The sequence below is a fragment of the Desulfurivibrio nitratireducens genome, from assembly GCF_044068515.1.
GTDB lineage: Bacteria > Desulfobacterota > Desulfobulbia > Desulfobulbales > Desulfurivibrionaceae > Desulfurivibrio.
In genome coordinates, this window is the sequence record NZ_JBIPKI010000030.1 from 17,993 (window position 1) to 31,318 (window position 13,326).

Below are 13,326 nucleotides of genomic sequence, written 5' to 3' on the forward strand. Positions count from 1 at the left end.
AGCACGCCGCTGCCGGTTCCCCGCCGGCGGCTCCTTAAAAGCCGGGATGCCGCCGCCATGGGCTTGGGGCTGCTTACGGAACTTGTCAGCTTGCCGGAGCCTGTGTTAATAAGGGCGGCATATGAACATCATCCTCGTGGACCCGGCGGAGCTTGCGGCGGATACCGTCATTCTCGACGACCGCCGGGCCGAACATATCCGTAAAATCCTCAAAAGCAAAGTGGGGGATAACCTGCGGGCCGGCATCATCGACGGCCCCATGGGCTTGGCCCGGGTTCTGGACCTGGACGGCAAGCGGGTCACCCTGCGGCTTGACTGTCGGTTGAGCCCGCCGGCCAAGGCCGTAACCGACCTGATCCTGGCCCTGCCCCGGCCGATCATGTTGAAAAGGGTCCTGGCCCAGGCCGCCGCCCTGGGGGTGCAACGCATCATGCTGGTCAATGCCCGGCGGGTGGAAAAAAGTTTTTTCCACTCCTCGCTGCTGGCCCCCGCGGGGCTGCGGGCCGCCCTGCTCCAGGGCCTGGAACAGGCGGTGGACACCATTCTGCCGACGGTCTCGCTGCATCCCCGCTTCCGCCCGTTTGTTGAAGACGAAGTGGCCCGCCTAACCCCCCTTTACGGCCGCCGCCTGCTGGCCCATCCCGGGGCAGGGCCTAACCGGGCGACCGGGGCCCTCGGCACCGGGATGACCACCGGCCCCTCCCCCACCGGTCGCCGGCGCCAATTGCTGGCCATCGGGCCGGAAGGCGGCTGGGTGGACTTTGAGGTCGACTGTTTTCGCGCCCAGGGCTTCAGTCTTTTCTCCCCGGGGCCCCGCATCCTCCGGGTGGACACCGCCGTTCCGGTGCTGCTGGCCCTGGCCGAGCATGGTTTAGCCCCGGCGGAACCGGACCTCGCCCGGGCCTGAGCAGGCCGCTTTCCGGCCCGGCTTGAACCCTTGCCGACCGGGGGCCGGATTCGGTCCTCGCCCGGTTTCTCCCCCCTTTTCAATCAGGCGACACTGGCCGGATCACCACGGCGCAGCAGACGCTTAACCAACAGGTTCATTTCCGGCAGTTTGAGCAGTTGCAGGGCCGCGCCATAAAGCAGGGCGCTGCTGCCAATACAGACCGCCACCGCGGCGATATCCAGCAACAGGCGATCCTCGGCCAGGCCGCCGGGAAACAGCAGGCTCCGCAGCCCCATAAGCCAGCCGCTCATCAACAGTGAGGCCAAGACGATCTTGGCCAGCCCCCGGAAGAGATAGCTTACCGGGTAACCCCCCATGGTGCGATAAAGCATGAAGCTCAAAAAGAGAAAGTTGGCGGTCATCGCCCCGGAAATCGACAGGGCCAGGGCCTGATGTTCGAGATATTCAATGGTGGCGAGAATGATCAGCAGGTTGACCAGCATGGTCAGGCAACTGCCGATTACCGGGTAGCGGGGCCGGTCCAGGGCATAGAAGACCGGCACCATGATCTTGACCGCGGCATAGGCAAAGAGGCCCACCGCATACAAGGCCAGGACCTCGGCGGTTTTGACCGTGGCCAGGGCGTCGAAGCGGCCATGCTGAAAAATCACCCGGACAATGGGCTCGGCCAGCATCACCAGGCCGACGGAAGCGGGAATGCTGAGGCAAAAAGCCATGGTCAGCGAGGAAGCATAGGTTTCGCGGAGCCGGGGCATATCCCGCTGGGCGGCAAAGCGGGAAACCACCGGCATGGTGGCCACCGCCAGGGCCACGCCGAAGAGCCCCACCGGCAACCAGAAGAGGCGGAAGGCGTAGTTGAGCCAGGAGAGGGTGCCCTCGGCCAGGGAAGAAGCGAAATAGGTATTGATCAGGATATTGAGCTGCAGCGGCGCCAGGCCCACCACCGCCGGCACCATCAGCCACAAAATCCGGCGCAGGCCGGGGTCTTTTAGATCGAGATGGAAGGTGAAGCGGAAGCCGGTTTGGCGCAGGGCCGGGATTTGGCAAACCAACTGGAGGATACCGCCGATCAGGATCCCGATCGCCATCCCGACGATGGCCGGCTGGCCGAAGCGGGGCAGCACCAGCGCCAGCCCCACCCCCCCCAGGATGGCGCCCAGGTTGAAAAAACTCGAAGCCATGGCCGGGACGAAAAAGCGGCCCTTGGTGTTGAGTACCCCCATGACCACGGCAGCCAGGGAGACCATGACCAGGAAGGGAAACATGATGGCGGTGAGCCGGGCGGTCAGCTCCACCTTGCCCGGCACCTGGGCGAAATCCTCCTGGACCAGCAGGCGGACCAGATGTTCGGCGGCGAAAATCCCCACCAGGGTCAACAGGCTGAGAAAGATCCCGAAAAAAACCAGCACATTGCTGGCCAGCTTCCAGGTCTGCTTCTCTCCCTTTTCATTATAGGCGGCAAAAACGGCGATAAAAGCGGCGCTCAGGGCTCCTTCGCCGAAAAGATCGCGCAGCAGATTGGGAATCCGAAAGGCGACCACGAAGGCGTCGAAGGCGTAGCCGGCCCCGAAAAGGATGGCAAAGGCCTGCTCCCGCACCAGCCCCAGCACCCGGCTGCACAGCACCGCGAAACTTACCACGGCGGCGGAACGGGCGATGGTCCCGGTTTGCTCGGCGGATTTTGCCATAGGGTTGAACTCTCGCTGCTGGCCGCGGATCATGATAAAATTCTTACCCCGAGACGGAGGGTAAACGGAAGTAACTTAGCAGTCGGGCTCCGGAAAAACAAGCGCCGTTTAGCAGCAGGACCGGCAACAGCGGCTTGACTTCACATCCTTTTCCGGAATACCATGGCCTGACGTCCGCCAGGCCGGCGGGGCCGGCTTGCTTGCCGCGGGGCCCCGGCCCAAATCGAGCGAAAACCACCAACCAGGGAGTAAGAAAAAATGAAAAACTATACTTGCGCCGTGCTGACCACCAGCGACAAGGGTTCGCGGGGGGAGCGGGAAGACACCAGCGGCCCGGCGCTGATGGAGATTCTGGCCGCCCGGGGCTTCACGGTGGCAGCCCATGAACTGGTGCCCGACCGGATCGAGGATATCCAGCGGGTGTTGCTGGCCTGGATCGACGACCGGCAGATCGACCTGGTCGTCACCACCGGCGGCACCGGCCTGGCCCCCAGCGACGTCACCCCCGAAGCGACCCGGCCCCTGCTCGAGCGGGAAATTCCCGGAATGGCCGAAGCCATGCGGGCGGCCAGCTTTACGAAGACCCCCCATGCCGTAATGGCCCGGGGCCTGGCCGGCAGCCGGGGCCAGAGCCTGATCATCAACCTGCCGGGCAGCCGCCGGGCGGCCCTGGAAAACATCGAGGTGCTGCTCCCCGCCCTGCCCCATGCCCTGGATAAAATCAAGGGCAGCACCGAGGATTGCCAGCCCTGAGCAACGAAAAAGGCGGTCTTCCGGGAACCGGAATACCGCCTGGTAATTGCAATTTGTTTTGCGCCCCGGAGGCCGAAAAGGGGTGGTTACGCCTCACCCCGGCCCACCGAGCCTTTACGGTCGTATAATGCTCAGCCGCAGTCGATTTCCACCAGCGGCTCGGCGCCATCCTTTTGGCCGCCGGCGGCGATTTCCCCGATGATGTAAGGCTTTTCGCCCAAGGCCTCCAGTTGATTCAGGGCGTCTTCCGCCTCCTTGGCATCCACCACCACCACCATGCCGATGCCGTTATTGAAGGTCCGGCACATCTCGAGGGCGGAAACCCGGCCGTTTTGCCGTAAAAATTCGAACACCGGCGGCACCTCCCAGGTTTTGGCATCGATCAAGGCCTTGCAGCCGTTGGGCAAAACCCGGGGGACATTGTCGATCAGGCCGCCGCCGGTAATATGCACCAGGCCCTTGACCCGGAAGTTCTTGATCAGGTTGAGCAGGGTCTCGCTGTAAATCCGGGTCGGGCGCAGCAGTTCTTCGCCCAGGGTGCAGCCGAATTCGTCGATCCGGTCGTTGACCGAAAGCTTGAGTTCTTCGAAGCAAATCCTGCGGACCAGGGAATAGCCATTGCTGTGCAGGCCGCTGGAGGCCAGGCCGATCAGGGTGTCCCCGACCCGGATATCCGAACCGTCGATGATCTTTTCCCGCTCGCTGATCCCCACCACGAAACCGGCCAGGTCATACTCCCCGCGCCGGTACATGCCCGGCATTTCGGCGGTTTCGCCGCCGATCAGGGAACATTTGGCAATCTCGCAGCCCTTGGCGATGCCCTTGACCACCGCGGTGGCCACCTCCAGATCCAGGCCTCCGGAAGCGAAATAATCGAGGAAGAAAAGGGGGTGGGCCCCGGAAACCACGATGTCGTTGACGCACATGGCCACCAGGTCGATGCCGATGGTGTCGTGGCGGCCGCAGAGCTGGGCGATCATCAGCTTGGTGCCGACCCCGTCGGTGGAAGAAACCAGGACCGGATCCTTGTACTTGCCGCTGCCCAGGGCAAAAAGCCCCCCAAAGCCGCCGAGCCCGGTCAAAACCCCGGAACGGAAGGTGGCTGCCACCATCGGCTTGATCCGCTCAACAAACTCGTTGCCCTTGTCGATATCTACCCCGGCCTCGGCGTACCGGGAACTTCCCTCTTTAACCATAAGTTTCTCGTATCCACTCCCAAGAGGCCACCGGACCGGAGGCGATCAGGCGGTTCATGATTGGTGTTGGCTGATTGGCTGATGTTTTCCCTTTTCCCGGGGTCAGAGCCCAAGGGGGGCCGGGGGCGGAACTGCCGGCATGGTTAACGGTGAAAAACGCTTCCGAAAAAGTGGCCCACCGGCCCCGGCTTTCCCCGTCAGAACTGCGAAATGCGGTTACTGTTTACTGAGCGGGGGCCAAAAAGTCAACGGATTTTACGCGGGATTAGCCCCTGTGCGCGGATAGGTGGCGGGGATCAGGAGCCGTAGCCGCCAGGCCGGGCGGGCGGCGGCGATTCCGCCCGATTCAGCCCACCCAGGGCTGACTCGGTTGCCCCCCGGCGGGGCCGGGGCAGCGAAGAATTTCAAACCCGGATTCTCCCCAGCCAATTCCGTAAAAGGGAACCCCCGGTCCGGTTTTCCGAACCGACTGAGGCCCGCTAAAATTCGCCGGCCCGCACAACTTTCTGATTTTTATAGGATAATTCCGCGGTCGGCAAACGGCACGCTTATTGCTCCTATCCCTTGCCAGAGTGGCCGCCGTATTGCGGCCGGTGTTTGCCGGGTGGTTCAGCCTGGACCATCCTTTGAGTCAACCCCTGCAGGGAGGATCAGATTATGCAAAGAAAATTATGTAAATCAAGGTATTTGGTCCCGATCGTGATGGTCTGGGCGGCGCTGTTCTACCTGGTTGCCTGCAACAGCGGCAGCTCGGAAGGACCCAGCGCCGGCCTGAGCCAAACCGCCACCCTAACCTCATCCCACATCACCGCCAACTATGCCTTTATCCCCAACCACGGGGAAGCCAGCGTTTCCAAGGTCGAGTTGCTTAGCGGCCAAGCGGTGGCCCGCTATTATACGGCCCAGCGCTATGGTGTTGAGGGGAATGATGTCCACCCCTATTTCTGGCGGACTTCAAGGATCGGGATGGACAGCGGCGGCAACGCCTGGGTACTTAACACCGCCGGCGATTTCTTCCGCAACGCCCCGACTTGGATTACCACTGATACTGAATTTGATCAAAATGCCCCTAGTGTTGAACCGCCTGCTCGTACCGCGGTGGGGTCGGTGGCCCGCATCCAGGGCAATACCGACGGCTTGGCCACCACCAACGCTGACCATGCCGCTCCCCTGGCTTTCGGCAGCGACGAGGCAGTCCAGGTCTTTCCGGTGGGCGAAGATGGCGACATCCCCCGGGCCATCGTGATCGACGGCGCCGGCGACATCTGGATCGGCTTCTACGTCGGCGGCTATTTCCAGAAATACACCTATGATCCGAATACCGGCGAGTTGGATGCAGTGGTGGGCGCTCGGGTCGAGGGCGCCTTCGCCCCTTACGACGCGGTAATCACCAGCGACGGCATTATCTGGTTTTCCAGCCGCGATTCAACTCCCAATATTGGCACCACTTATGGCCCTATTGGGGCGCAAAAAGGGGTATTTTCCTTCGACAGCGCCAACCCCGGGGCAGGGGTAGCCACACACGAAACATTCCACAACCCCTACGCCCTGGAACTGGACGAGGCTAACGGAATTCTTTGGGTCAGCTCCTATAACAATGAGCTCCGGGCCTTTTACTTGAATGGCGCTCCGCGCGATTTATACACCATAACTGGCCTGCAGAACGGCCGGGCGATGGCCCTGGATGGCGATGGCAACCTCTGGATTACCTCCTCGGGTAACGGTCTAATTATGCAGTTCGCGGGAGCGACCGGACCTCCTGCTAAGACCTACGACACCGAATTTAATCTGCCGGTTGGTCTGGGCCTGGATGCCGAGGGCTACCTCTGGGCTATTATGCGCGATGATAATTCCACCTCCACCTTCGGTACTCCCACTGATTTTAACGGCGGCTGGATCGAGAAGTTCGACCCGGCGGCGGATGCCCCAATTCCACAAGCCGCAAAAGTGCAAGTCGGAGTTCTGCCCTACGCCTATGGCAACTTCGTGGTCGTGGAAGAAGAGGAACTCTGCCCCTTTGACGACACCGCCTGGGCCTATGGTGAAGGCCGGGCGACCGCCAACAACACCATCACCGGCTCCAACAACTGGGGTTGGACCAACGCCTTTGCCACCACGGATGACTTTCCCGTCGTGATGGATCTGATTGCCGGGGCCGGCCAGAACATCCTCGCTAACGGCACCGTGGTCGGCACGGTCGAGGTTGACTATGACGCTGGCTGCGTCACCGTGACCTACGCCATCGACAACACTATCCCAGAACTGGAATTCGAATATACCCTGCTGGAAGCCCATCTCTGGGTCGGCACAGATATGCTGCCGAAGGATCGCCGCGACCGTTACATCTCCTCCCCGGGTCAACTGGGCGTCAGCCCGGAAATCGCCGCTGACGGCCTGAGCGCCGAAGCCACGGTTTGCGGGATTGAGGAAGACTTCTGGGTCGCCGCCCACGCCGTGGTCGGCTGGATGGACGAATGCGAAGAAGAAGAAATGGAGCCGATCATGTAGGGTAAGCCAAAAACCCTGCCTCAGCCAAATGCCAAAATCCAGCCCCCGGGAGCCTCGGCTCCCGGGGTTTTTTTATGCCCGGCGCTTAGGCCGGGATGGGTAGCCAAGTTTTGCACTATCACCCGCCTCTTAGCCGATGGAACCCGCCGACCGACCGGTCCGGCCCGACCCGACCCGGCCAAACATAACAAAGGCGGCGGAGTCCGGCCGGGCAGGCACTACGGACTTTGCCCCGGCCGAAAACTAAGGACAAAACCGGGCGGCCCGCCCGGCAAATCTTTCCCGAATTCCGGAATGGGGCAGGCATTTGGCGGCGGTTCCGATGAGCCGGCAACCGACGGGACGGGGAAACGGGAACAACAAGGAAATATGCAGCCGGGGCGGCACCGGCCGGCGCGGGCTCAGGGCAGGCGACAGCATTCACTCAAGGCTCGGCCGGCTTGGGGCTCGCAGAAGGCAAAACCGACCAGGCAGGTGCCGGCCGGGAAGATGAGGCGGCGCCAGCGGACCCGGGCCCAGCCGCTTAAGCCCGGCCGGGGGGAATCGTCTCCGAGGACAAAGCGGACCGCGGCCCCGGCAGCCAGGGGCTGCTCGCTTTCGATGCGGAGCCCTCCCCGGCTCAGGTCAAGGGTCCAGGCCACTGGGGTTCGGCTTTCCTCGCCGGCGGCCGGGGTATCGGCGGGCCAGAACAGGTTCACCGCGAAACGCCGGGCCACCCGGCGATGGCGGCGGCGGCCCTTTGCCTGGAACAGGCCCCGCTGCCAGTTGAATTCCAACAGGCTATGGCAGCCCCGGAGGTACTGGGGGCAATGGGACCAGCGGCCGGTACGGCAGTATTGACCGACGTGCTCGGCCAGGGGAACGTAGAGGCCGCAAACGGTCATGGTGCAGATCCGCTCCCACTGGGGCCGAAAATAAGGGCAGCCCGGCAGCGGCTCGTGGTTTGCGTTCATCTCCCTCCCCCCGCAGATAAAATGAAACATGCCGTACGGCATGTCTCGACTGAGGGGTAATCAATGCAAAAACAATACCAGGCCAAGGTTCAGCGGCCGGCGGTGGAGAGGCCGTAGCGCTTCAGCTTGTCGTAAAAGGTGGTTTTGCCCAGGCCCAGGGCCCGGGCGGCGCTCTGCGGGTTGGGGTGGCGGTCCAGGGCGATGGCCAGGATCTTGGCCTCGAATTCGGCCACGCTGGTCTTGAGAGGCTGCTCCAGCAGGCGTTTTTCAATCCGGTTGCCCACCTCCGGAGTCGGGCAGGCGGCCGGAGCAAGGCATTCGAAAGAGAGTTCCCGCTCGGTGATCACATTCTCCCGGGCCAGCAGCACCGCCCGCTTGATCACGTTTTCCAGCTCCCGGATGTTGCCCGGCCAGTCATAGGCCAAAAGCCGATCGATGATCCGGTTGGGGAGGTAATCGATTTCCTTCTGGAAGGCGTGGCGGTATTTGCGGACGAAGTGGGTGATCAGGGGGATGATGTCTTCCCGCCGCTCCCGCAACGGAGGCAGGTGGATATTGATCACGTTGAGCCGGTAATAGAGATCGGCCCGGAACTTGCCGGCCTGGACGGCCGCGGCCAGATCGACGTTGGTGGCGGTAATCACCCGGACGTCGACCCGCACCGGCTGGTTGCCCCCGACCCGGACGAATTCGCCGCTCTCCAGGATCCGCAGCAGGGAAACCTGCATCCGGGGGCTGATGTCGCCGATCTCGTCGAGAAAAATCGTGGCCCGGTCGGCGATTTCAAATTTGCCCTGGCGGCGGGCGGCGGCGCCGGTGAAGGCCCCTTTTTCATAGCCGAAGAGATCGCTCTCCAGCAGGCTTTCCGCAACCGCGGCGCAGTTGAATTTGTAAAAGGGCCGATTCTTGCGGCGGCTGCGGCGGTGAATGAGATCGGCCACCAGTTCCTTGCCGGTGCCCGACTCGCCGGTGATCAGGATGGTGGTGTCGGAATCGGCCACGTGGCGGATCAGATCCCGCAGTTCGCAAAACTTGCGGGACTTGCCCACCATGTTGTCTTCATAACGGGTATGGCGGGCCAGTTCCCGCTGCAGGACATTGACTTCCCGGCCCAGTTCGCGCCGCACCCTTTCGCTCTCCTTGAGATCCCGGATCTTCTGCTGGAGCACGGTTTCGATATCGCGGTTGATGGCGATAAGCTCCTCTTCCTGGCGTTTGCGCTGGGTAATGTCGCGCATCACCAGCATGACCAGTTGCTCGCCCTGGTAGCCCTGGAAGGGGACGTAATTGTACTCGACCACCAGCTGGCCGATCCGGCGCTCGAGCTGGCCTTGGCAGTCCTGTGCCCCGGCGGAATTCTGCACCGGACAGCAGGGAGCGGTCCGGGGATCGCAGTCGAGAGCCTGGTGGCACATTTTGCCCCGGAGATCGCCAAAAATCCGGACCGCGCTCTGGTTCAGGTGTTCGATGACGAAATCTTCCCTGATCAGCAGGACCATCTCCGACATGATGTCGAAAAGGGCGTTGCGGTTTTGGCGCAGCCGTTCCACTTCCCGCTGAGACTTGCGGATTTCTGCTTGCAACGCCCCGGGGGAATATTTAGCTGCTTCGTCAAGGAGGTCCTTACGCTCTGCCATCTCCCCTGTCCCATGCTCCGGCTGTCAAGTTGCCCAAATTCAGCGCAAGCCGAACGAACTGCCATCAACAAAAGAAATCTTCCTTGGCCCACGACTGGCCGCAAGCAATACACCTACAGAAGTCAAGGAAAAGTGTTTGGCCTGGCCTCGGTTCATGCCGCCGGCAGTAAGGCTGGCCGAACCGCCAACCAGCCCGCCGCTCCGAGATAATTTTGGGTTTACTTTTTCATTTTATCACACGACTTATTGATAATCCAAACCATGTTTGAATCTTTGCCAAGGTCAGGCGGCAAAAAAAAATGGGCCCGCATTGACCTCACCCTGTTTCTGCATTACATTCTCAAAAATTGATATTCCGTAGCCCGGCCAACGACACCGACCCTGGCCGGTTGCGCTCCCCGGGCTCGCCACAAAGCTCAAACCCTCTCCTAAAACCCTCTATTTGATACAGGAGTTACCCAGATGATTGAAGATCGCACCGAACGCTGCCTGCGCCTGGCGCAGGAGGAACATTTCTGCCCCCACTGCCGGCAAAGACTGTCCTGTTGCGAAGCGCCCCCTTTCCATGTCGGCGACGGCCTGGGCTGGGGCACCGACATTCTCTTTATCTGCCTCAACGATGAATGTTCGCTTTACAGCAAAAGCTGGCAGGAATTCGAGGATCGTTACGGTCACTCCGCCTCCTGTCGCTATGTCTTGTGCCCCGGCAACGACAAGGGGGAAAGCATGATGGTGGGCGGCAAGGACGCCTTCAAGGGATCGGAGATCAATATCGAAGAGCTGCAGCAGCAGAACCGCCGCTACGCCCGGGAAAAGGAGGCAACCGCCCAACTGGCAAGCTGCGTCGCCGAACAGGACCTGGAGCCGGTACTCTATCTCCTCACCGACGAACATGCCGACCCGCTGGCGCGCAAGCGGGCCTGCGAACTGCTGCTGGAGCTCAAGGACCTGGCCTGCATCGATCCCTTGCGCAACCACAGCTTTCGCACCACCGACCTGGAACAGCAGGTTAACATGACCATCGTTGAACTGCTGCAATCCCTGCATCGCCGGGAATGCCCGGCCTGCTCGGAAATTATCAAGAGCCAGGCCAAGGTCTGCAAACACTGCGGCCACCAGGCTCAATAAGGACCGGGTTCCCGCCCGGCTTGCCAACTCAGGCCCGGCGGCTCGAGAACGAGCGGCCCCGGGTCGGGGGGGGACCAAAACATCGGCCCATCGACTGGCTCCGGCCTCCTCTAAAAGCAACCATGGGGCGGCAGTTACGATTTCCCCTTGCCAAAATGGGGCTAATTAGCTATATGGATCATTCCGGTTCTCGTCGCTGCGGCGATCTGAAGACCGGTCCCTATGGTGGGCGTGGCTCAGTTGGTTAGAGCACCGGGTTGTGGCCCCGGAGGCCGTGGGTTCAAGTCCCATCGCTCACCCCAGGAAAATTCGGGGGCTGCCGATTTTATCGGCAGCCCCCTTTTTTATTGACCGGACCGATAAAAATCAGGGGTTCACCATGATCTGGTTTCTGACCTCCCGCACCCCCTCCATCCCGGCAGCGATCTCCCCTGCCCGGCTTTTCAGGGTGCTATCGGCCACCACCCCGTTGAGAAAGACCACCCCCTGGTAAACATCGACGTCGAGGCCCAGGGCCTTGACTTCTTCGTCCTCGAGCAGGGCGAGCTTGACCTTGGCCCCGGTGCGACGATCCGCCAGGGCTTCGCCCCAGGTCCGGGTTCCCACCTGCAGATTGTTGCGCACTTGCCGGGCTCCGTCCACCTCGGCGGCGATTGCGCCGGCCCGCTGCCTGATCTCCTCGCTGGCGACAAAACCGGACAGGTGAACCACCCCCTCGACCACATCCACGTCAATCCGGCGGGCCGGCACCCCCCGTTCCCCGGCCAGCCTGAACTTGACCCGGGATGCGACGGTGGTGTCGTCAAGCTGCTGGCCCGCGGTCCGGTCATCGCGATGGACCTTGTAGCCCGTGCCGACCCCCGCCCCGAACACCATGGGAGCGCAACCCGAACTCAAGACAACGGCCAGCAGGCCGACAAGCGCCCAGCCGCAGAGCGCCTGAATTTTTCTCTCTCTCATTTGGCTACCTCAATGCTTGCTGTTTTGCGGTTTACGGACCTTCATCTTTAGGGTATAAAGATGGATTCGACTTTATTCTCCAAGCAATAGCCCGGATCTCATTTTACGGAGGTATATTCCATGGATCTCACTTTCAAATCAGATGTATTTGGCACCGAAACCCTGAAGCTGGCCGACACCGAGGAACTGATCGTCCGCGGCGGCCGGGACAAATTTCCCTTGCTGGTCAAAGCCTTCGCCGGGATCAAGCAGATCGGGGTCATCGGCTGGGGCTCCCAGGGGCCGGCCCAGGCTCAGAACCTGCGGGATTCTTTAGCCGATACCGCTATCCGGGTCAAGATCGGTTTGCGCCCCGGCAGCTCCTCCCTGGCGGCGGCCCGGGAAGCCGGCTTCAATGAAGAGGCCGGCACCCTGGGGGAGATGCACCAGGTGATCAGGGAATCGGAAATGGTGCTGCTGCTGATTTCCGATTCCGCCCAGGCCGAACATTACCAGGAAGTTTTCGACAATCTCAAGCCGGGCGCCACCCTGGGCCTCTCGCACGGCTTTCTCCTGGGTTACCTGGAAAGCATCGGCAAGTATTTCCCCAAGAACGTCAACGTGATCGGGGTCTGCCCCAAGGGCATGGGACCTTCGGTGCGCCGCCTTTATGTTCAGGGCAAGCAGGTCAACGGGGCCGGGATCAACTGCAGCTTCGCGGTGGAACAGGACATCGACGGCAAAGCCACCGATCAGGCTTTGGGCTGGGCCGTGGCCGTGGGCGCGCCCTATATCTTCAAAACCACCCTGGGCCATGAATTCCGCAGCGACATCTTCGGCGAGCGGGGCATTCTGCTGGGAGCGGTTCACGGGATTGTTGAAATGCTTTACCGCCGCTATGTCATGGAGGAAGGCCGAGATGAAAAGCAGGCCTTTATCGATTCGGTGGAAACCATCACCGGGCCGATCAGCAAAACCATTTCCCATCGGGGCATTCGGGCCGTTTACGAACAGCTCGACGGCCCGGGCCGGGAAATTTTCGAGCGGGCTTACACCCACGCCTACAAACCGGCTTTCGATATCTTGCTGGAAATTTATGACGAGGTTTCCAGCTGCAACGAAATCCGCAGCGTGATCATGGCCGGCCAGCGCAACGCCCGTTTTCCCATGGGCACCATCGACGGCACCCGGATGTGGCAGGTGGGCGAAAAGGTCCGGGCCGAACGCCAGGATAACATCGCCATCCATCCCTTCACCGCCGGCATCTACTGCGCCACGATGATGGCCCAGATCGACCTGCTGATCGAAAAAGGCCACTGCCTGAGCGAAGTCGCCAACGAATCGGTGATCGAGGCGGTTGACTCCCTCAACCCCTACATGCATCACAAGGGCGTGGCCTTCATGGTGGACAACTGCTCCACCACCGCCCGGCTGGGCTCCCGAAAATGGGCCCCGCGCTTCGACTACAACCTCAACCAGCAGGCCCTGGTCGATTATGACGCCGGCAAGCCCGCCAATCCGGCCCTGCTCAATGAATTCAAGACCCACAAGATCCACGAGGCCCTGGCGGCCTGCGCCAATCTGCGCCCCTCGGTGGATATCGCCTTTATCTGA

The 13,326-nt window shown here is 61.6% G+C and carries 10 protein-coding genes and 1 tRNA gene; 6 read left to right on the forward strand and 5 right to left on the reverse strand.

What is annotated here, in order from left to right:
* Window positions 1-121 precede the first annotated feature (121 nt).
* Window positions 122-907 carry a 16S rRNA (uracil(1498)-N(3))-methyltransferase gene (locus ACHHTY_RS08395; RefSeq protein WP_395493658.1) on the forward strand — a complete coding sequence of 262 codons (786 nt, stop codon included), beginning with the start codon at window positions 122-124 and terminating at the stop codon, window positions 905-907.
* A gap of 83 nt (window positions 908-990) precedes the next feature.
* Here ACHHTY_RS08395 and murJ read toward each other — a convergent pair whose 3' ends face one another.
* Window positions 991-2,598: a murein biosynthesis integral membrane protein MurJ gene (gene murJ / locus ACHHTY_RS08400; protein ID WP_395493659.1), complete on the reverse strand. Its 1,608-nt coding sequence runs from the start codon at window positions 2,596-2,598 to the stop codon at window positions 991-993.
* Between the two features lie 258 nt (window positions 2,599-2,856).
* On the opposite strand from murJ, the gene ACHHTY_RS08405 reads away from it, so the two are divergent.
* The gene (locus ACHHTY_RS08405; RefSeq protein ID WP_395493660.1) at window positions 2,857-3,351 is read left to right on the forward strand and encodes a MogA/MoaB family molybdenum cofactor biosynthesis protein; all 495 of its coding nucleotides are present in this window, start codon (window positions 2,857-2,859) and stop codon (window positions 3,349-3,351) included.
* A 131-nt stretch (window positions 3,352-3,482) separates the two neighbouring features.
* Here the strand turns inward: ACHHTY_RS08405 and purM are convergent, their stop codons facing one another.
* On the reverse strand, window positions 3,483-4,547 hold the full coding sequence (gene purM, locus ACHHTY_RS08410) for a phosphoribosylformylglycinamidine cyclo-ligase (RefSeq protein WP_395493661.1): 1,065 nt from the start codon (window positions 4,545-4,547) through the stop codon (window positions 3,483-3,485).
* A 657-nt stretch (window positions 4,548-5,204) separates the two neighbouring features.
* On the opposite strand from purM, the gene ACHHTY_RS08415 reads away from it, so the two are divergent.
* Entirely contained in the window at window positions 5,205-7,055 is a 1,851-nt protein-coding gene (locus ACHHTY_RS08415; RefSeq protein ID WP_395493662.1) for a Vgb family protein, read from the forward strand.
* A 401-nt stretch (window positions 7,056-7,456) separates the two neighbouring features.
* On the opposite strand, the gene ACHHTY_RS08420 is transcribed toward ACHHTY_RS08415, so the two are convergent.
* Both ACHHTY_RS08420 and ACHHTY_RS08425 read right to left on the reverse strand, forming a co-directional pair.
* On the reverse strand, window positions 7,457-8,008 hold the full coding sequence (locus tag ACHHTY_RS08420; RefSeq protein WP_395493663.1) for a PilZ domain-containing protein: 552 nt from the start codon (window positions 8,006-8,008) through the stop codon (window positions 7,457-7,459).
* An 89-nt stretch (window positions 8,009-8,097) separates the two neighbouring features.
* Window positions 8,098-9,645, reverse strand: a complete 1,548-nt coding sequence (locus tag ACHHTY_RS08425; RefSeq protein ID WP_395493664.1) for a sigma-54 interaction domain-containing protein — start codon at window positions 9,643-9,645, stop codon at window positions 8,098-8,100.
* Window positions 9,646-10,107: 462 nt separating this feature from the next.
* Between ACHHTY_RS08425 and ACHHTY_RS08430 the strand changes: the two genes are divergently transcribed.
* A complete protein-coding gene (locus ACHHTY_RS08430) occupies window positions 10,108-10,773 on the forward strand; it encodes a zinc ribbon domain-containing protein (RefSeq protein WP_395493665.1) in 666 nt (221 codons plus the stop codon).
* Window positions 10,774-10,998: 225 nt separating this feature from the next.
* Window positions 10,999-11,075: transfer RNA gene (locus ACHHTY_RS08435), tRNA-His, on the forward strand.
* Window positions 11,076-11,139: 64 nt separating this feature from the next.
* On the opposite strand, the gene ACHHTY_RS08440 is transcribed toward ACHHTY_RS08435, so the two are convergent.
* The gene (locus ACHHTY_RS08440; protein ID WP_395493666.1) at window positions 11,140-11,733 is read right to left on the reverse strand and encodes a BON domain-containing protein; all 594 of its coding nucleotides are present in this window, start codon (window positions 11,731-11,733) and stop codon (window positions 11,140-11,142) included.
* A 120-nt stretch (window positions 11,734-11,853) separates the two neighbouring features.
* Between ACHHTY_RS08440 and ACHHTY_RS08445 the strand changes: the two genes are divergently transcribed.
* Window positions 11,854-13,326, forward strand: a complete 1,473-nt coding sequence (locus ACHHTY_RS08445) for a ketol-acid reductoisomerase (RefSeq protein ID WP_395493667.1) — start codon at window positions 11,854-11,856, stop codon at window positions 13,324-13,326.